We start from the raw sequence: 19,197 nt of genomic DNA, 5'->3' as shown, positions 1-19,197 counted from the left end.
ACGGTCCTGATGAGGTAGAGTAGATGCTGATGCAAAAAAGCATAAGCACTCGATTAAAAAGTATTTTATCGGAATATAAAACACCGGTAATGTCAGCGTGATGTCGCAGGGTTCGGATAGCTGTGACAAACCATTGAATAATAAGGTGTCATTTCTGGATGACGCTCTCGGATTTTCGTTAAGGACATTGCATGAAAAAGACGTTTTTGCTGACCGCTCTGGCGGCTGTGTTCTCCATTGGCCTGGCTCACGCAGGTGAAAAGCTGGTCGTCGGCGCGACGCCAGTACCGCACGCGGAAATCCTTGAGCTGATCAAGCCGACCCTGGCCAAAGAAGGCGTGGACCTGGAAATCAAGGTCTTCACTGACTACGTGCAGCCAAACGTTCAATTGAGCGAAAAACGCCTGGATGCCAACTATTTTCAAACCAAGCCTTATCTGGATGGCTTCAATAAGGGCAAAGGCACCAATCTGGTGACTGGCGTGGGCGTACACGTCGAACCGTTCGGCGGCTACTCCAGCAAGTACAAGACGCTGGCTGATTTGCCTGAAGGCGCAACCATCGCCATTCCAAACGAAGGCAGCAACGCAGGCCGCGCACTGCTGCTGTTGCAAAAAGGTGGCCTCATCACCCTGAAGGATCCGACCAACGCCCTGTCCACGCCGAAAGACATCGCAACCAACCCGAAGAATTTCAAGTTCCGCGAACTGGAATCGGCTGTACTGCCACGTGCGTTGAAGCAGGTTGACCTTGCCTTGATCAACACCAACTACGCGCTGGAAGCCAAGCTCAATCCGAAGAAAGACGCGCTGATCATCGAAGGTGCCGATTCGCCGTACGTGAACTTCCTCGTCACCCGCGAAGACAACGCTCACACCGACGCCATCGAAAAGCTGTCGAAAGCGTTGACCAGCCAGGAAGTCAAAGACTTCATCAACAAGAAGTACGACGGCGCGGTACTGCCTGCGTTCTGACCCTCTGAGTGTCGTGCGTAATCTAACTATCGTGCGACGCTCCGCGTCGCATGCCGTTCTGGACGCTTTGCGTCCTCTTTTGAGCATATGGCGCGGCGCAGACCTGTGACGCGGAGCGTCACGCAAGGCATTCCTGCGCTGGAGCGTGAGGAACGATCATCTCACTGTCGTGCGACGCTCTGCGTCGCCCCACAATTCCCCGCCATAAACTCCCCCGAAAACGCTTTCTCGACAAAGCGCGTCGAGTCCGGCAGAGAGCCATTCACCGCTCCCGAGTGATCCAGCTGCGGGTAGTAATGCCACTCGATGCGGTCGCCGACCTTGCACGCGTCTTTCACCAGCGCGATCTGGCTGCGAACAGGTGAAATGACATCCTTGCCTCCCGTACCGATAAAAACCGGAATGTCCGACTTTAACGTCGGGTAGTCCGATTGGCGATTGACCTGATCAAGTGCCTTATCGGGTGAGCGTTTGAAGCTGTTGTTGAATGTCAGTCCATCCGCGACCACCTTGCGCTCGATGGCTTGCAGGCATTCACGCTGACTGGTTTCGAACGCGGGCTTTGCGCGGTCGCTCAGGTAATCGGCAGGATGCAGCGACGGGTCGATCAGCGCGGCAGTACTCAGTCGCAACAGGTTATAGGCCAGCGATGGCGTGACCTGATCGCGGAAGGTGTCCGGTCCGGCATGTTTCTCATGCGATTGAGCCATCGGATACGGCGTCCCGGTCGCAACCACTCCGACAATGTTCAATTCGGGCGCATAAGTCTTCTGGTAGACGGCCGTTGCGAAAGCGGCACGGCCACCTTGCGACTGCCCGAACACAACCACCCGCGAAGACAGATTGAAGTCCGCCTTCTGAACCGCACGAACGCTGTCGAGCACACCATACGCCAGCGGACTGCTCAGCCCGAACGGGTGCAGCCCCGGCGTGCCCGAACCCTGGTAATCAGTAGCCACAATCGCATAGCCACGCCCGAGCCATTCATTCAGATAGCGCGTGTCGCGATCACTGCGCCCGGCAAAGGAAGGCGCACAGATGTCCGCGCTACCAACCGTGCCATGCGCCCACGCCATCAGCGGCCATCCGCCCTTTGGCGGCTCACCCTTGGGCATGAACAAGGCTCCTGACACTGCGACTGGCTGGTTGTTGAGCCCGTCTGTCGAGGTGTACAGGATGCGGACATTCTGTCCGGCACTCTCAAGGCTCTGCGTGGCCGTCAGCGGCTCCGAGCGCAGCAGTTGGCCCGGTGTCGACGGCACTTTATCCGGCCATGTGTAAAATGCGGGAACACCGCCTTCGCCCGGGTCTGACTGGGCAACGGCGACAGTTTTCATGGAAGTGCCTGGCACTGCGCTGCAAGCTGCGAGCAGGACCATCAACAGAGTGGCCAGAACGGCCGAATACCTTGGCGATGAGTTCATCGGTATTTCTCCACAAGCTGACAGGAGAGAGCGCATCAGCATCGATGTATCAAGCCGATTATGACCTGAGCGATGATAACTGACGCACGCGCTGCCAGTACTGAACGGAGTTCTTCATGCGCAAGGATTACCTCGCTTTCTTCATCTCGCTTTTCCTGTCCAGGCTGGCGGATCAGATCCTGTTGTTTATTGTGCCGCTGGTGGTGTTCCAGACCACCAACAGCGCTTCATGGGCGGGGCTGGCGTTTTTCGTCGAATCGTTACCGAGGTTTCTCGCGTTTCCGTTGTGCGGCGCGTTGTGCGACAAGTATTCGCCTATCAGAATTCTGCACATCAGCCAGGTCTACCGGGCATTGCTCTGCGTGCTGGCGATGGTGTTCTACGCACTCTTTGGTGGCATTGGATGGCTCGTGGTTCTCTCGGCATTGTGCGGGGTGCTGACCACGCAAGGCATCATGGCGCGCGAAGTGCTCATGCCGCATATCTTTCAGCACTACAGCTACACCAAAACGTTGTCCTATTCCCAGATCGCCGACCAGTCAGGGCTGGTTCTCGGGCCCTTGGTCGCGGCACTGATACTTGAGGTGTGGGCCTGGTACTGGGTCGTACTGTTGACCGCCGGACTATTCATGCTGGCAGACCTCTGCATGTTGGCTTGGCAACGTCTTGGCCGTTTTAAGCTGGAAGTGTTCGAGCAGCATCAAGACATCTGGCTGCAGCCCTTGCGGATTGCGTTCGGGCATATCCGTTGCCTGGCAGAGTTGAAAAAGATCATCACGCTGGCAGTAGGGGTCAACCTGATTGTCGGCGTCACTCTGGCGACCTCGGCAGCCATGGTCATCGGCGAGTACAGCGCAGGCAAGGATAACTATGCAGGGCTGCAGGCGGCGGGGGCAGTGACCACTATCGTGATCCTGTTCTTCCTGGCCCGTGTGGTGCTGCCTTTGCGGGTGCTGGGCGGTGTCGGGTATTTAATGATCGCGATCGGGGCATTTATCAGCGCCCTGAGCCCGAACCTGATTGGCTATGCGCTGGGGTTTCTGTTGATCGTCGGCTTCGACAAGATGTTCAACGTCTACATGCGCACCCTCCGGCAGCGGGTGATACCGCCTCAGGACTTCGGCAAGACGGTGGGCGTGATCACGTTGCTCAACAACCTGTCGCAGCCTCTGGCGGGTTTGCTGGTGGCCCTGCTCGCAGCGCCTTTGGGCATTCGCCAGGTCATCCTGAGTTTGGCCATGCTGACGAGCGTTATCGGGACGGGTGCCCTGTGGTGGTTTGCAAAGGCACGCAGCCCATTCCCGACCTCGATTGCTGAGGCTGATCGGGAGGTCGGGAAATGAAAACGAGAGGGTTAGAGCTGGATGGAATTGAGGGTCAACGCAAGAGCGCTCAGACCCCCTGATAACTTTGGCAGGCTACTCTCCGCCCCTACAGAGAGCAGCCGCCGCTTCAGCCTTAAAACGCCAACGTCACCCGAGCATTCAGCGACTGATCCGAAGCATCGTTACTCACCTGACCGTCGTAACTCAGGCCCACGCTCAGCGTATCGCTCAACCCCAGGTCGACGCCTGCGCCGAGCACGGCGGCGCTGCGGGCGATCGGTGCGCCGGAGAGTTCGAAGGTGCTGCCGCCGCTGAAGGCTGAGCGGCTTTCCGGGGTGACGTCACCGTAGGCGCGACGCCAGCCCAGTGTGGCGTTGGGTTTGATCACGACGCTGCCAGCGTTCAGGCGGGTCGCTGCACGCAGGCCCAGGGTACTGAAGGTGATGTGGTTGTCCTGGGATTTGTTCTGCAGGCTGATGGCGTTGCTGTTCTCGTCGAAGGCGTCGGTGTCGAGGCGCACATGGGCGAGGTTGGCGAAGGGTTCAAGCAGCGCATTGCCCATTTCGATGGAGTAGCCCAGCTCGCCGAAGACCTGATTGGTCGCTGCCTTGTAGTCTTCCTTGAAGTGCTCGGACGAGCCCGGCAGGTCCAGCGTACGCTTGGCGGTCAGCTCATGCCAGGTGCGTACCGCGCCGAGGCGCAGGCCCAGTTGGCCCCATTTCGCGCCGCCGTAGACACCCAGATGATAGTTGTCGCTGTCGGTCGAGCCAGACGCGTGGCGCAGGTCGAAGCTGCTGTTGCTGAAGCCTGCCAATGCACCCACACGCCAGGTGTCGTCGAGCGGTACGTCGGCGCCGAACAACAGGCCGCTGGTGCGGGTTTCCAGGCCCGAGGCGTCGCGGCTGCTGTCGGTCTGGCCGGTCGCGCCGATGGCCTGGGTCCACACCACGCCACGCGAGGCATCACCGGCCAGGGTTTGTGTTGTGCTGCCGAATGACTGCGCGGACTGCGCTTGTTGCATGCGATCGTTCATGGCATTGCGCACCAGCCGGCTGTCTTCGATCAGCGCAGATTGAGTCGATGCGTGCAGCTCGTTGGACAGCGCGCTGAACGTGGCCTGCGCCGTCGAGGCGTCGTCCTGCACCACCTGACGCCATAGCGCGTTGCCTGCGCCCGCGCTGTCCAGACCCTGCGCGACCGCCTTGGCGTTGCGCGTGGTCGCCAGGCTGGCGAAGGTTTGTGCGTTGCGATCCAGCGTCAGCCCTACGTCGGTCGCGGTGTAGTTCAGCGTCGGGGTAAGGAACGCGAAGTTGGTTTGCACGGCGGCAAATGCACCGCTCACGCCACCGGCTGCGGAAATGATCGAGTAACGGCTGGCGGCCAGCCAGTTACCGCCTTCGACCAGCGACAGCGTGCTGTTATTGATCGTCGCGCGGCCGCTGGCGACGATGCGGTCGGCATTGCCATTGGCGTCCGATTCCACTTGATAAACCGAACCCTGAGCCAGGTTGACGTCACCATTGACGTTCAGCTGCCCGACCGAATTACCCGGTGCGACCACGCCGCCCTGAGCGACGTTGATGCCGCCAACGGTGCCGTTGCCACCCAGCGTCGCGCCTTGCTGCACGCTGACGATGGAGTTGCCGAGGTTGCCATTCACTGCCAGGCGACCGGCCTGCACGGTGGTCGCGCCGGACAGGCTGCTGTTGCCGGTCAGGTTCAGTGAACCGACGCCGCGTTTGATCAACGCGCCGTTGCCGGTCAGGGTGTTGGCGAGGGTGTCGTTGGTGGACTGATCGACCACCAGCGTTGCGTTGTCGGTGATCGTGCCGCTGCCGAAGGCCTGGGCATGACCGGTCAGGGTGCCGCCGTTGATCAGCGTGCCGCCCGAGTAGGTGTTGTTGCCGGTCAGGATCAGGTTGCCCGTACCGTTCTTGATCAGCGCACCGCTGCCGCTGATGTCGTTGCGCCAGGCGTCGATGGCGTTATAGCCGCCCAGGCTGGCGTTCATGTTGACGGTGACGTTGGAATTGAACGCGCCGTAACCATCGCCTGCGGCATACAGGTTCAAGCGACCGTAGCCACCTGACTGATCGATCACTGCGTAGCCCGACGACAGCTCAGTGGTCGCCAGAATCTCGCGGCGCTGGCTGGCGTCCAGGTACGGGAAACGTGTTTCCAGCAGCACTTCAGCGTTGGTCGGCACGACCGGCGCGAGATTGGTCGGACCGACCGGGTCGAAGCCGTAGGTCATGCGCGCGGTATACAGCGCCTTGTCCTGCGCATGCTGGGAAGTGCGATCGGTGGCCGGGTCGATGGCCGTCATGCAATTGTTGACGTCGCCGCCGCACTGAGCGGTGAAGTAGGCCAGGGCCTGCGCGCGAGCATCGGCGCGCAATTGCGTGTTGGCGGAATTGGACAGGTTGTCGATGGCGAAATAGGTCGCGGTGATTCGCCCGCCCATCACGTCGAAGGGCGAGTGCATGCCCGCTTCGATGCGGTTGTCGCCGATTTCCGAAGCACGCAGCATCAACTCGCTGAACCGCTCGGGGATCGCGTAGGCCAAGGCGTAGGCTGACAGGTAGGCAGCGTTGGTGTGCCCGCTGGGGAAGCCCGAGTCACTGGCCGGCGTGGTGCTTTCGGCCGGGCGCAGGGACGGCGCGACGACGAATGCCAGGCTCTGTCCGTCGAGGCTCTGCCGCCATGGCCGTGGATACAGATAGTGGGACTTGGCCGGAGTCGTGGAGGCATCGTTGCGCACGGCACCGACCAGGTCGACCACCTTGCCCAGCGCCGAAGATGAACTGCCTGCGCCATTGCCCTTGTCGTCGTACCTGACGGTTTTGTTGCTGTCGTCGAATTGCGTGATCGTCGTGAACGCGCCCGCGCCGGCTTTGTAAGCATCGCTCAGCGAGCCCAGGCCGCTGATGGCGCTGTAGCTCTGGTCGCGGCGGTCATCGAAGTAGGCGGCGGTTTCCTGCGCCAGCGTGCGCGAGTTGGCGCGGTCGACCACGATCTGCAGGTTGCGTCGCAGCAGGCTCTGACCGAGGGCAGTCGGCGTGCCGGTGTCCCAGGTCGCACCGGTCGTCCACAGGGTGTTGAACCCGGAGAGCAGGTCGACACCGTTTATACGATTGTCATTGGCACGGCTCGCTGCCTGAACCGAGACGGCAAGCAGCGAAAGTATCAATGACGACACCATTACATGGGCAACCGGTTTATTGGATCGCATAGCGGGCGCTTCACTCGATTCGGATGAGGCGCCGACCCTAGCAAGGCGGTCTTACACTTGGATGTATCTGTCGTGACACATTTATGCTGGCTGACGCTACACAGCGAGGCAGTGAAAAAATCAGCACTATGGATATTCCTTAACGGTATTTAAATTATCTTTCTTATACCTATAGAGTTTCGTCTTTCAGTCACACAGCCCTGGAGTCGGAGTTCTCATGCCAGCAGCCTCCCTCGCTTCATCGTCCGCTCAACCTGCTTCGCAATCCTTCGAAGTGCGTCCATTCACCGAAAAGGTGGGCGCTGAAATCGTTGGGCTGGATCTGTCCAGGCCGTTGAACGATGCCGACTTCGCTCGTGTGCATCAGGCACATCTGGATCACCATGTCGTGGTGTTTCGCGATCAGCAGATCACGCCGCAACAGCAGATCGATTTCAGCCGGCGTTTTGGGGTGCTGCAGATCCATGTGCTCAAGCAGTTTCTGTTGGCCAACCATCCGGAAATCCTGATCGTCTCCAACATTGTCGAGAACGATAAGCCTGTGGGCCTGGGCGATGCCGGCAAGTACTGGCATTCGGACCTGTCTTACAAAGAGCTGCCGAGCCTGGGCTCGATGCTTTACGCCCAGGAGCTGCCAAGTGAAGGCGGCGATACGCTGTTTGCAGACATGCACCTGGCGTGGGAAACGTTGCCGCAACACCTGCGCGATGCAGTCGCAGGGCGCTCGGCGGTGCACAGTTACACCGCACGCTACGCCGAGGGCCATAACGCCGCCAACTGGCGTCCGACCCTGACCGCCGAGCAACTGGCTCAGGTGGTGGAAGTCAGCCACCCGATCGTTCGCACCCACCCTGAAAACGGGCGCAAGGCGCTGTTCGTCAGCGAGGGTTTCACGACGCGCATCCTCGGTCTGCCGGAAGACGAGAGCCGTCAGATTCTCAACGAGATTTACGCCCATAGCGTGAAGCCCGAGCACATCTATCGGCACCAGTGGCAGGCCGACGACATGGTGTTCTGGGACAACCGTTCCCTGATCCATCTGGCTGCCGGCTGCCCGGCGCACCTGCGTCGCAAACTGCATCGCACGACCATTCAAGGCACCGCGCCATTTTGATCCAGGAGAGCCGTTCATGAATGCTGTCGCGCAAGGCCACACGGCCAGCACCAGCACCCAACCGCAACCGGCTGAACAGCCTACTGCTGAAGCCTTGCTGCAAGTTCGCGGCGTCAGCCTCGAATACCGCACACCAGAACGTGTGGTACGGGCAACGCATCAGGTCAGTTTCGAAGTCGATCCGGCCGATCGTTTCGTGCTGCTCGGCCCATCCGGTTGCGGCAAGTCCACATTGCTCAAAGCCGTAGCCGGGTTCATCCGGCCCAGCGAGGGCGAGATTCGTCTGGCGGGTCATCAGGTCACCGAACCTGGCCCGGACCGCATCGTGGTGTTTCAGGAATTCGACCAGTTGCCGCCGTGGAAAACCGTGATCGAGAACGTCATGTTTCCGCTGCTGGCATCGCGCACCCTGAAGCGTCCCGAAGCGCTGGAGCGTGCACGTTACTACCTGGAAAAGGTCGGCCTCAGTGCGTTTGCCGATGCCTACCCGCACACCTTGTCCGGTGGCATGAAAGCCCGCGTGGCGATTGCCCGGGCCTTGGCCATGCAGCCGAAAATCCTGCTGATGGATGAGCCGTTTGCCGCGCTCGATGCACTGACCCGACGCAAGATGCAGGAAGAGCTGCTTGAGCTGTGGGAAGAGGTGCGCTTTACGTTGCTGTTCGTCACGCACTCCATCGAAGAAGCGCTGGTGGTCGGTAACCGCATCCTGCTGCTGTCACCGCATCCGGGCCGCGTACGAGCGGAAATCAACAGCCATCAATACGACCTGAAAAGCCTGGGCGGCGTTGGCTTTCAGCAGACCGCGCAGCGTATTCATCGTTTGTTGTTCGATGAGGGCGAGGCCGGGCCGGTGGAGCAGGATCTGAATTTTCAGGACATCCGGATTGCTTACTAGGCGACTGCCTTGATCGTTCCCACGCTCCGCGTGGTAATGCCTTTCAGGACGCTCCGCGTCCTCTCTACACGATTACCGGGAAACCCGAATCATGAGCCTCGCACCTCCCGCTCGCGAAGAATATGAAATCACGCTGGAGCCTTTCACTCAGGAAGACCTGGCCCGCGACCTGCCCCTGGCACAGCGCATCTGGCAACTGGGCTGGGTGCGCAAATGCGTCATCATGATCGCCCTGGCGGTGATCTGGGAACTGGCTGCACGTCTGCAGAACAACGACCTGCTGTTGCCGAGCTTTCTGCAAACGGCGGCCGCCTTTTATGACGGGCTGATCTCTGGCGAGCTTCCAGGCAAGGTGTGGATTTCCCTGACCGTACTGATTCAGGGCTACCTGATCGGCATCGTGCTGGCGTTCGCCCTGACCACCCTGGCAGTGTCCACCCAACTGGGCCGCGACCTGCTCGGCACGCTGACTGCGATGTTCAATCCGCTGCCGGCCATTGCCCTGTTGCCGCTGGCGCTGCTGTGGTTCGGGCTGGGCCAGAACAGCCTGATCTTCGTGCTGGTGCATTCGGTGCTGTGGGCGCTGGCGCTCAATACTTATGCGGGCTTTCTCGGTGTCTCGGAAACCCAGCGCATGGCCGGGCGCAACTATGGTCTCAAAGGCCTGCGCTTTGTCTGGCACATCCTGATTCCTGCTGCGCTGCCATCGATTCTCGCCGGTCTGAAAATCGGCTGGGCCTTTGCCTGGCGCACGCTGATCGCCGCCGAGCTGGTGTTTGGCGCGTCCTCCGGCAAGGGCGGTCTGGGCTGGTACATCTTCCAGAACCGTAACGAGCTGTATACCGACAAGGTCTTTGCCGGTCTGGCAGCGGTGATCCTCATCGGCCTGCTGGTCGAGAACCTGCTGTTCGCCAACATAGAGCGCCTGACCGTCAAGCGCTGGGGCATGCAGCGTTGAAACGCCGTCTTTTTTTGAATAATCAGGGTGGGAACCACATGAACACTGCATTTCAACGCCCGGCACTGACTGTGCTGGCGGCGACGCTTGGCTTGTTTGGCGCGCTGCTCAGTGGCGGCGCTCAGGCTGAAGGCAAGATCAGCATCGCTCAGCAATTCGGCATCGGCTACCTGATCCTCGACGTGGTGCGCGATCAGAAGCTGATCGAGAAACACGGCAAGGAGCAGGGTCTGGATATCAAGGTCGACTGGAACAGCATCTCCGGTGCCACGGCGATGAACGAAGCGCTGCTGGCCGGCGCGCTTGACGTGGTGTCGGCAGGCGTGCCGCCGATGCTGACCGTCTGGGACCGCACCAAGGGCAAGCAGAACGTCAAGGCGATTGCCTCGCTGGGTTCGATGCCCAATTACCTGCTGACCAACAACCCCAGCGTCAAGACCCTCAAGGACTTCACCGAAAAGGACCGCATCGCCGTACCGGCTGCGGGCGTGGGCTTCCAGTCGCGCACATTGCAGATCGAAACCGCCAAGCTGTTCGGTAACGACAACTACAAGAAATTCGACAACATCTCGGTCAGCCTCGCGCACCCGGACGCGACCTCCGCGCTGATTGCCGGTGGTTCGGAAATCAACTCGCACTTCTCCAGCCCGCCGTTCCAGTACCAGGAACTGGAGAACCCCAACGTGCATAAGGTGCTCAGTTCCTATGACGTGCTGGGCGGCCAGGCGACGTTCAACGTGCTCTACACCACCGAGAAATTCCACGACGAAAACCCCAAGACCTACAAGGCGTTCTACGACGCGCTGGCCGAAGCCGAGAAGATCATCAAAGCCGACAAGCCTGCTGCCGCGCAGACCTACATCCGCGTCGAGCAATCGAAGCTGCCGTTGCCACTGGTAGAGAAAATCGTCGCCGACCCGGAAATCGACTTCACCGTCACGCCGCAGCGCACCTTTATCTACGCCGAGAAACTGCATGAGCTGGGCGTGTTGAAAAACAAGGCGGCGAGCTGGAAGGACTACTTCTTCGAAGAAGCGCACGGCACCGAGGGCAGTTGATCGACGCGTTTTGAAGATGACGCGGAGCGTCATGAAGGGCATTCCCACGCGGAGCGTGAGGAACGATAGAAGATCTCCCGGGCGCCTATCGTTCCTCACGCTCCAGCGTGGGAATGCCGTTCTGGACGCTCTGCGTCCTCTTCTGAACAAATCAGGTTACTTCCGCTCACGAAAAACCTGTCCTGCAGGACCTTTCTTTCAGTCTTTTCTCTTTCCTGCGTATGACCTTTCCTAGAAAATCCCGGGCCCTTGCGCCTGCCAAATCCGCACACTAGGCTGCGTCGGTCGCTGGTTTTTCAGCGATCGGGTTTAGCAGCCTGTCCAGAGACACGCAGCGCAATTACCGTTTTATGGCGGCTTTGCGTGGGGCACTTTCGAGTGCGCCGGGTCTGTGTTCTCTACCGGTCTGCTAACCCGCGTCAAAGTCGCCACCCTTGTTTGTTTAGCAGCAGGCATCTGATCAATATGGCCAAGGCCGAGCTGGAGCGCTCGCTGGAATGCGTCCAGAACCCCTGACATCCCTGATGCAACCTAGCAGTTCTACGAGTAGCCGCTGCGGTCCCTGCAATGCATTGTGTGCTTGAAGAGGCCTGTCTCGCTAATCAAGACCACTCCGGTTACTCGCCATGCGCCAGCAAACTACTCTGTGCCGTTACCGCTACGACGCGCTTGACCGGCTCGCGGCTCGCACGCCTGCGGCAGGGACCATTGCCCGCTCGTACTATCAGTCCGACACCTTGGTCAGCGAGATTCAGGGCGCAGAACACCTTCGTTTCCTGCATCACGGTCGTCAGTTGCTGGCCACGCAGTCAGCGCTCGCCACGCTGTTGATCGGCTCGGACCAACAGCACAGCGTGCTCCACACCGTATCGGCCAGCTTGTCTGACCCTATCGCTTACACCCCCTATGGGCATGGGCAAGCGTTGAACCAACTGCCAGGCTTCAACGGTGAGCGACCCGACCCATTGACCGGTCATTATCTGCTGGGCAATGGTTATCGCGCCTACAATCCCGTTTTGATGCGTTTCAACAGTCCTGACAGCCTGAGTCCGTTTGGCAAGGGTGGTATGAATGCCTATGCGTACTGCGCGGGTGATCCGGTTAATCGGTCTGATCCGACCGGGCATAAGATAGATGAGAGTCAGATACTTTCATTTGTGTGGATAGGGCTCGGTTTGTTCGGTGCTTACTTGGGTGTAAAAGCGGCTGTTCCTGCGATAAAGGCTGTCGCCAAGGGCAATGCTCCGCTATCAACGAAACTGACAGCTTCCTCGGCACTCGGTCAGATCGCAGCGAGCACCGTGTTTACCGTAAGCCGTGTAATCAACGCGGTCGACCCTGACGGCCCTGCCAAGGATGTTTTGCTCGCGACTGCAATAGGCATGGTGATTCCAGTGCTAGCCGTTAGGACATTCAACCCGCGCATCAAGCGTTGGGAGGATGCAGGGGCAGATATAAAACTGCTCAATGATAGGCGTTCAAGTTTAAAAAGTGAGTTCGCTGATACCGCTAGCGCCATTCGAGGAACACGCCCTTGGGGTGATCCGGCAGACGAATTGAGTCGCATGATGTACTGATACGTTTATCTGTACATGAATTCTCCAGCCTGATTCACCTGAACTCTTACTCCATCATCAGGGAAAGATAATGGCTACCCTCTGCAAGTACACCTACGACCCTCTGGACCGTGTCTCCACATTGAACCCGCTGGCTCAGGCCATCTCCAACCGGTTCTACAACGGCGAGAAACTGATGACCGAGTTGCAGGGCGACAGGCAACGAACCTGTGTCCGCGCAGGCGGCCAGTTACTGGCGCAGCAGAGTCGCGAGGGCGAAGAAGTCGTGACGACGCTGACCGCCGGCGACCTGCGCAACAGCGTTCTGCACGCGAGCGAAGACGGGAGGCAGGCTGATATCGCCTACACGCCGTTCGGGCATCGTCAAGCCGAGCAGGCTATTGCAGAACTACCCGGTTTCAACGGCGAGCAGCCTGACCCGGTAACCGGCCATTACCTGCTCGGCAATGGCTATCGCGCCTACAGCCCGGTGCTGATGCGCTTTAACAGCCCGGACAGTTTTAGCCCCTTTGGTGAGGGTGGGTTGAATGCGTATGCGTATGGGCTAAACAATCCGATCAAATACATAGACCCGACCGGGCATTTTTCGTCTTTCTTAAGTGGGTTTTGGCGGCTGGGTTATTGCTCACTGGAGGTGGGTCAATTTATGTGTCTACTCACGTAAAAGAATCGAATCCAACGCTCAGTGGGGTGCTTATGGGCGTGGGCAGTGTGTTAGCTGTTGCGGGCGTTGGTTTTGCTCTGAGTTCAATTGTAAAGAAGGCTGCTGGAGTGGGGCGTTCAATCCCTGACCTGGAGAGGATCGAGCTTGCTAGCCGGGCCCCTGGTTTGCCAATCAGAAACTCGATAAAATTTACACTTCAATCACCTTGGGAAACCGCTGCTGGGTTGCAGGGCGCACCCTTTACATTGCCACGAGCAAAACTATCATCAAACCTTGCACCGGCAAGGTCGTCTGTTCGCAGAAGAGTTGACCATACATCCAAAAATATAACAGAGCTTAATTTTAAAAAGGCTTTATTTCGTGTCCACAAGATGCCAACGATTACTGAATAGCTGCCGACTAACATTCGCCAGGGTACTGAATCGTTGGCTTAATCGATAAGCTACGTTTAATTTCGGCAGTGACGCTCAAGGCAACGTTCCCGCCGAAATTCGAACCGGCAAAACTCAACATATGCGCTGAGTTCCTTTAGGCCAATCAGTCATTTGAAGGTCTTTCTTGTCTACCCACTTTCTGCCCAGTTAATGAACCCTCCCTCTCGCGCACAGTCGCATACTCACGCTATTCTCTCGCCCTGATCACGCCCGCATCCGGCAGTTGCACAAGGAGTCTGCATGCCCGTTCGTATTTCAAGACTGGTTACGTTCGGTCTGGCTGCTGCATTGGCGGCGCTGGCCGGTTGTGGCGAGGAAAAACCGGCGGCGCCCGAACTGCCCAGGGTTTATGTGCAGACGGTAAAAAGTGCCGACTTCGCCGCCAGTGTCGCCCTGACCGGTGATGTTCAGGCGCGGGTACAGACCCGGCTTTCATTCCGAGTCAATGGCAAGATCATTCAGCGTAATGTCGATGTGGGCGACCGGGTCACTGCCCGGCAGGTGCTGGCGCGGCTCGACCCCAAGGATCTGCAGGTCAATGTCGACTCGGCCGCTGCTGCTGTGGCCGCCGAGCAGGCCCGCGTGAATCAGGCCAGCGCTGCTTTCGTCCGACAACAAAAATTGTTGCCCAAGGGCTATACCAGCCGCAGCGAGTATGACTCTGCACAGGCCGCCTTGCGCGGCAGTGAAAGTTCGTTGAAGGCGGCGCAGGCGCAATTGGCCAATGCCCGTGAACAACTGGGTTACACCGCTCTGGTCGCTGACGCACCGGGTGTGATCACCGCGCGTCAGGCTGAAGTCGGGCAAGTGGTGCAGGCCACCATGCCGATTTTCGATCTGGCGCGCGACGGTGATCGCGATGCGGTGTTCAACGTCTACGAGTCCCTGTTCGTCAAGCCGCCCACCGATCAGGCCGTACAGGTCACGTTGCTCGATAACCCGACTATCAAGGTCAGCGGCAAAGTGCGTGAAGTGACCCCGGCGGTGTCGGCGCAAACCGGCACCTTGCAGGTCAAGATCGCGCTGGACCCGCTGCCTGAAGGCATGGACCTCGGCTCGGTGGTCAGCGTGGCACTGAGCGCACCGGCCAATGCCAGTGTCGAGTTGCCATGGGCGGCGCTGACCAAGGACCTCGGCGAGCAGTTGGGCAAGCCTGCCGTGTGGGTGGTGGACGAGCAGGGCAAGGTCAATCTGCGCAAGGTCACCGTCACCCGTTACCTGACCGCCAAAGTCATCATCGGCGACGGGCTCAAGAGTGGAGAGAAAGTCGTGGTGGCAGGCGGACAGTTGTTACACCCGGACATGCAGGTCGACATTGCCGAACAGCCCAAGCAGCAGAACGCACAGGTGCAGCCATGAAGCGTCTGTCATGCGTAGCGCTGGGCAGCCTTTTGTTGAGCGGCTTACTATTGAGCGGTTGTGGCAAGGATGAAACACCTCCTGAACCGGTGCGTCCTGTCGTCTTCGTCGAAGCCCGACCTGAGTCCGTCCAGGATTTCGGGCGCTTTGCCGGCAATATCCAGGCGCGTTATCAAAGTGTGCTGGGCTTTCGGGTCGCGGGGCGCATCGCCCGGCGCGACGTCGACGTCGGCGCTGAAGTCAGGAAAGGCGATTTGCTCGCAACCCTCGATCCGACCGATCAACAGAATACAGTGCGTGCCCGGCAGGGCGATCTGGCCAATGTTCAGGCGCAGTACATCAACGCCCAGGCCAATGCTCGCCGCCAGCAGGAACTGTTCGATCGCGGTGTCGGTGCCCAGGCGCAACTGGACATCGCCCTGACCGATCTGAAGACCGCCAGCTCGTCGCAGGAACAGGCCAAGGCCGCGGCTCAACAGGCCCGCGACCAATTGAGTTACAGCGAGCTGCGCAGTGATCACGACGCAGTGGTCACCGAATGGAAAGTCGAAGCCGGGCAGGTGGTGACAGCCGGTCAGGAGGTCGTGACCCTGGCGCGGCCGGACATCAAGGAAGCGGTGATCGACCTGCCCGATACACTGGCCGACCAATTGCCGTCCGACGTGGTATTCACCGTCGCCAGTCAGCTGAATCCGGAAGTGAACACCACCGCCACCCTTCGTGAAATCGAACCCCAGGCCGACCGCACGACGCGTACTCGTCGTGCGCGTCTGTCGCTGGCGCAAACGCCAGCGGCGTTCCGCCTGGGCACGGCCATCAGCGTGACGCTCAGTTCGACCATCACACCGCGCATGCGCCTGCCGATCAATGCCCTGCAGGAAGTCGATGGCAAACGCCAGATCTGGATCGTCGATCCGCAGAGCCAGACGGTCAACCCCAGAGCCGTCACTATTGCCAGCCGTGACAGCGACTCTTTCGTGCTGACCGATGGCGTCAAAGCGGGTGAAAAAGTGGTGAGCGCGGGCGTCAACAGCCTCAAGCCGGGCCAGAAAGTCAAAGTCGATGAGGAAAGCCCGCGATGAAAGGGAATTTCAATTTATCCGAGTGGGCCATCAAGCATCAGTCGTTCGTCTGGTACCTGATGTTCGTCGCGCTGTTGATGGGCGTGTTTTCCTACATGAAGCTTGGGCGCGAGGAAGACCCGTCCTTCACCATCAAGACCATGATTATCCAGACCCGCTGGCCTGGCGCGACGGTGGACGAGACCCTCGAGCAGGTCACCGACCGCATCGAGAAGAAGCTCGAAGAACTGGACTCGCTGGACTACGTGAAGAGCTACACACGACCGGGCGAGTCCACAGTCTTCGTGTACCTGCGTGACACCACCAGTGCCAAGGCGATACCGGAAATCTGGTATCAGGTGCGCAAGAAGGTCGATGACATCCGTGGCCAGTTCCCGCAGGGGCTGCAAGGCCCGTCGTTCAACGACGAGTTCGGCGATGTATACGGCTCGATCTATGCGTTTACTGCAGACGGTTTCTCGATGCGTCAGTTGCGGGACTACGTCGAGAAGGTTCGCGCCGACATCCGCGACGTGCCCGGCCTGGGCAAGGTCGAGATGATCGGTCAGCAGGACGAAGTGGTGTACCTGAACTTCTCGACACGCAAACTCGCAGCATTGGGCATCGACCAGAGCCAGGTGGTGCAAAGCCTGCAATCGCAGAACGCGGTGACGCCTGCCGGTGTTATCGAAGCCGGGCCGGAGCGGATCTCGGTACGCACCTCCGGGCAGTTCGCGTCCGAGAAGGATCTGGCTGCGGTCAATCTGCGCATCAATGACCGTTTTTACCGTCTGAGCGACATTGCTGACATCACCCGCGGCTACACCGATCCGCCCAAGCCGCTGTTCCGCTTCGATGGCAAACCGGCGATCGGCCTGGCCATCGCGATGCAGAAGGGCGGCAACATCCAGTCCTTCGGCAAGGCGCTGCACGAACGTATGGACGCTACCACAGCGGAGCTGCCAGTCGGCATTGGTGTGCACAAGGTCTCGGATCAGGCCGAGGTGGTGAACAAGGCTGTGGGCGGCTTCACCAGCGCGTTGTTCGAGGCGGTAATTATCGTGCTGTTGGTCAGCTTCGTCAGTCTTGGGTTTCGCGCAGGGCTGGTGGTTGCGTGTTCGATTCCGCTGGTACTGGCGATGGTGTTCGTGTTCATGGAATACAGCGGCATCACCATGCAACGGATTTCCCTCGGCGCGCTGATCATCGCCCTCGGCCTGCTGGTGGATGACGCCATGATTACCGTGGAAATGATGGTCACACGGCTGGAAATGGGCGAATCCAAGGAGCAGGCCGCGACGTACGCCTACACCTCGACAGCGTTCCCGATGCTCACCGGTACGCTGGTGACTGTGGCTGGCTTTGTGCCGATCGGACTGAACAACAGCTCGGCGGGGGAGTACACATTCACGCTGTTTGCCGTGATTGCCGTAGCGATGCTGGTGTCGTGGGTGGTTGCCGTGCTGTTTGCGCCGGTGATCGGCGTGCACATTCTGAGCGCCAACATCAAGCCCAAATCCGAAGAGCCGGGCCGCATAGGCCGGGCATTCAACGGCAGCATGCTCTGGGCCATGCGTCATCGCTGGCTGGCGATTGCCATCACGGTAGGGTTGTTCGCCGCGTCGCTGTTCTCCATGCAGTTCGTGCAGAACCAGTTCTTCCCGTCTTCGGACCGCCCGGAAATACTGGTCGACCTGAACCTGCCGCAGAACGCCTCGATCAACGAGACGCGCAAGGTGGTGGATCGTTTTGAAGCGAGCCTCAAGGACGATCCGGACATCGAGCGCTGGAGCACCTACATCGGCCAGGGCGCGTTGCGTTTCTACCTGCCGCTCGATCAGCAGCTGGAAAATCCGTTCTACGCCCAGCTGGTGATTGTCAGTAAAGGCCTGGAGGAGCGTGGCGCGTTGACTGCCCGTCTGCAAAAACGCCTGCGTGATGACTTCGTCGGCATCGGGTCCTATGTGCAGGCGCTGGAAATGGGCCCGCCGGTGGGTCGTCCGTTGCAGTATCGCGTCAGCGGCGAGAACATCGACAAGGTACGCCAGCACGCTATCGAACTGGCTACGCTGCTCGATCACAACCCGCATGTGGGCGAAGTGATCTACGACTGGAACGAGCCGGGCAAGGTCCTGCGCATCGACATCAACCAGGACAAGGCCCGGCAGTTGGGTCTGTCGTCGGAAGATGTCGCCAAGCTGATGAACAGCGTGGTCAGTGGTTCTACCGTGACCCAGGTGCGCGATGATATCTACCTGATCAACGTGATCGGGCGTGCTGAAGATGCCGAGCGCGGCACACCGGAAACCCTGCAGAACCTGCAGATCGTGACGCCGGCCGGCACGTCGATCCCGCTGCTGGCGTTCGCCACGGTCGGTTACGAGCTGGAGCAGCCATTGGTCTGGCGCCGCGATCGCAAGCCGACCATCACGGTGAAAGGCGCGGTCCGCGATGCAATTCAGCCGACTGATCTGGTCAAGCAGCTGCAACCGGAAATCGACAAGTTTGCCGCAGGTCTGCCGGTCGGCTACAAGGTTGCAACCGGCGGTACGGTCGAAGAAAGCAGCAAGGCGCAGGGGCCGATTGCCAGCGTTGCGCCGCTGATGCTGTTCCTCATGGCGACGTTCCTGATGATTCAGTTGCACAGCATTCAGAAGATGTTTCTGGTGGCCAGTGTCGCGCCTCTGGGGCTAATCGGTGTGGTGCTGGCGCTGATCCCGACGGGGACGCCACTGGGGTTCGTGGCGATTCTCGGGGTGCTGGCGCTGATCGGCATCATCATCCGCAACTCGGTGATTCTGGTGACCCAGATCGATGCCTATGAGCGCAGTGGGTATCTGCCTTGGGACGCTGTGGTCGAAGCCACCGAGCATCGCCGTCGTCCGATCCTGTTGACGGCGGCAGCGGCCAGCCTGGGCATGATTCCAATCGCCCGTGAGGTGTTCTGGGGGCCGATGGCCTACGCCATGATCGGCGGCATCATCATCGCCACGCTGCTGACCTTGCTGTTCCTGCCAGCGTTGTACGTGGCCTGGTATCGCATCAAGGAACCGACCGACGAACAGCGTGGCGAAGCGGCTGACAAGGATGACGGCGAGCACGCGCAGCCAGCGCATTGA

The 19,197-nt window shown here is 59.6% G+C and carries 12 protein-coding genes and 1 pseudogene; 11 read left to right on the top strand and 2 right to left on the bottom strand.

The window, feature by feature from the left end:
* The first annotated feature begins 191 nt into the window (after positions 1-191).
* Positions 192-974 (top strand): MetQ/NlpA family ABC transporter substrate-binding protein, encoded by a 783-nt coding sequence (locus tag BT119_RS06415; protein WP_072365130.1) that lies wholly within the window; start codon positions 192-194, stop codon positions 972-974.
* Positions 975-1,135: 161 nt separating this feature from the next.
* On the opposite strand, the gene BT119_RS06405 is transcribed toward BT119_RS06415, so the two are convergent.
* Positions 1,136-2,398, bottom strand: coding sequence for a lipase family protein (locus BT119_RS06405; RefSeq protein ID WP_072365128.1), 1,263 nt, complete (start codon positions 2,396-2,398; stop codon positions 1,136-1,138).
* Between the two features lie 116 nt (positions 2,399-2,514).
* Between BT119_RS06405 and BT119_RS06400 the strand changes: the two genes are divergently transcribed.
* Complete coding sequence (locus BT119_RS06400) at positions 2,515-3,741, top strand: MFS transporter (RefSeq protein WP_058397814.1); 1,227 nt, start codon at positions 2,515-2,517, stop codon at positions 3,739-3,741.
* 115 nt (positions 3,742-3,856) lie between these two features.
* On the opposite strand, the gene BT119_RS06395 is transcribed toward BT119_RS06400, so the two are convergent.
* Complete coding sequence (locus BT119_RS06395; protein ID WP_139271354.1) at positions 3,857-6,955, bottom strand: autotransporter domain-containing protein; 3,099 nt, start codon at positions 6,953-6,955, stop codon at positions 3,857-3,859.
* A gap of 217 nt (positions 6,956-7,172) precedes the next feature.
* Here BT119_RS06395 and BT119_RS06390 point away from each other — a divergent pair, with 217 nt between their 5' ends.
* The 9 genes and pseudogenes from BT119_RS06390 (at position 7,173) to BT119_RS06350 (ending at position 19,197) form a co-directional block, all read left to right on the top strand.
* Positions 7,173-8,069, top strand: coding sequence for a TauD/TfdA dioxygenase family protein (locus BT119_RS06390; protein WP_003432305.1), 897 nt, complete (start codon positions 7,173-7,175; stop codon positions 8,067-8,069).
* 16 nt (positions 8,070-8,085) lie between these two features.
* Positions 8,086-8,967 carry an ABC transporter ATP-binding protein gene (locus BT119_RS06385; RefSeq protein WP_054081242.1) on the top strand — a complete coding sequence of 294 codons (882 nt, stop codon included), beginning with the start codon at positions 8,086-8,088 and terminating at the stop codon, positions 8,965-8,967.
* Between the two features lie 91 nt (positions 8,968-9,058).
* Positions 9,059-9,925 carry an ABC transporter permease gene (locus BT119_RS06380; protein ID WP_005744777.1) on the top strand — a complete coding sequence of 289 codons (867 nt, stop codon included), beginning with the start codon at positions 9,059-9,061 and terminating at the stop codon, positions 9,923-9,925.
* Between the two features lie 38 nt (positions 9,926-9,963).
* Positions 9,964-10,983 (top strand): ABC transporter substrate-binding protein, encoded by a 1,020-nt coding sequence (locus tag BT119_RS06375; protein WP_003432311.1) that lies wholly within the window; start codon positions 9,964-9,966, stop codon positions 10,981-10,983.
* A gap of 626 nt (positions 10,984-11,609) precedes the next feature.
* A complete protein-coding gene (locus BT119_RS06370; RefSeq protein ID WP_072365126.1) occupies positions 11,610-12,560 on the top strand; it encodes an RHS repeat-associated core domain-containing protein in 951 nt (316 codons plus the stop codon).
* Positions 12,561-12,630: 70 nt separating this feature from the next.
* A pseudogene (locus BT119_RS06365) lies at positions 12,631-13,616 on the top strand (RHS repeat-associated core domain-containing protein).
* A 282-nt stretch (positions 13,617-13,898) separates the two neighbouring features.
* Positions 13,899-15,017 (top strand): efflux RND transporter periplasmic adaptor subunit, encoded by a 1,119-nt coding sequence (locus BT119_RS06360; protein ID WP_003432315.1) that lies wholly within the window; start codon positions 13,899-13,901, stop codon positions 15,015-15,017.
* The gene (locus BT119_RS06355) at positions 15,014-16,099 is read left to right on the top strand and encodes an efflux RND transporter periplasmic adaptor subunit (RefSeq protein ID WP_072365124.1); all 1,086 of its coding nucleotides are present in this window, start codon (positions 15,014-15,016) and stop codon (positions 16,097-16,099) included. Before BT119_RS06360 ends, BT119_RS06355 begins: the two co-directional genes overlap by 4 nt.
* Positions 16,096-19,197 carry an efflux RND transporter permease subunit gene (locus BT119_RS06350; protein WP_072365122.1) on the top strand — a complete coding sequence of 1,034 codons (3,102 nt, stop codon included), beginning with the start codon at positions 16,096-16,098 and terminating at the stop codon, positions 19,195-19,197. Before BT119_RS06355 ends, BT119_RS06350 begins: the two co-directional genes overlap by 4 nt.

The sequence above is a fragment of the Pseudomonas sp. NFACC10-1 genome, assembly GCF_900119195.1.
Taxonomy (GTDB): Bacteria; Pseudomonadota; Gammaproteobacteria; order Pseudomonadales; family Pseudomonadaceae; genus Aquipseudomonas; species Aquipseudomonas cerasi.
The sequence above is the reverse complement of the archived record's forward strand: the minus strand, read 5'-3'. Positions and strand labels throughout refer to the sequence as shown.

What these genes read in the sequence shown, in the direction of transcription:
- BT119_RS06395 (WP_139271354.1), bottom strand. Translation starts at nt 6,955, where the DNA reads ATGCGATCCAATAAACCGGTTGCCCATGTAATGGTGTCGTCATTGATA.
- BT119_RS06380 (WP_005744777.1), top strand. Translation starts at nt 9,059, where the DNA reads ATGAGCCTCGCACCTCCCGCTCGCGAAGAATATGAAATCACGCTGGAG.
- BT119_RS06375 (WP_003432311.1), top strand. Translation starts at nt 9,964, where the DNA reads ATGAACACTGCATTTCAACGCCCGGCACTGACTGTGCTGGCGGCGACG.
- BT119_RS06355 (WP_072365124.1), top strand. Translation starts at nt 15,014, where the DNA reads ATGAAGCGTCTGTCATGCGTAGCGCTGGGCAGCCTTTTGTTGAGCGGC.
- BT119_RS06400 (WP_058397814.1), top strand. Translation starts at nt 2,515, where the DNA reads ATGCGCAAGGATTACCTCGCTTTCTTCATCTCGCTTTTCCTGTCCAGG.
- BT119_RS06390 (WP_003432305.1), top strand. Translation starts at nt 7,173, where the DNA reads ATGCCAGCAGCCTCCCTCGCTTCATCGTCCGCTCAACCTGCTTCGCAA.
- BT119_RS06415 (WP_072365130.1), top strand. Translation starts at nt 192, where the DNA reads ATGAAAAAGACGTTTTTGCTGACCGCTCTGGCGGCTGTGTTCTCCATT.
- BT119_RS06405 (WP_072365128.1), bottom strand. Translation starts at nt 2,398, where the DNA reads ATGAACTCATCGCCAAGGTATTCGGCCGTTCTGGCCACTCTGTTGATG.
- BT119_RS06360 (WP_003432315.1), top strand. Translation starts at nt 13,899, where the DNA reads ATGCCCGTTCGTATTTCAAGACTGGTTACGTTCGGTCTGGCTGCTGCA.
- BT119_RS06370 (WP_072365126.1), top strand. Translation starts at nt 11,610, where the DNA reads ATGCGCCAGCAAACTACTCTGTGCCGTTACCGCTACGACGCGCTTGAC.
- BT119_RS06350 (WP_072365122.1), top strand. Translation starts at nt 16,096, where the DNA reads ATGAAAGGGAATTTCAATTTATCCGAGTGGGCCATCAAGCATCAGTCG.
- BT119_RS06385 (WP_054081242.1), top strand. Translation starts at nt 8,086, where the DNA reads ATGAATGCTGTCGCGCAAGGCCACACGGCCAGCACCAGCACCCAACCG.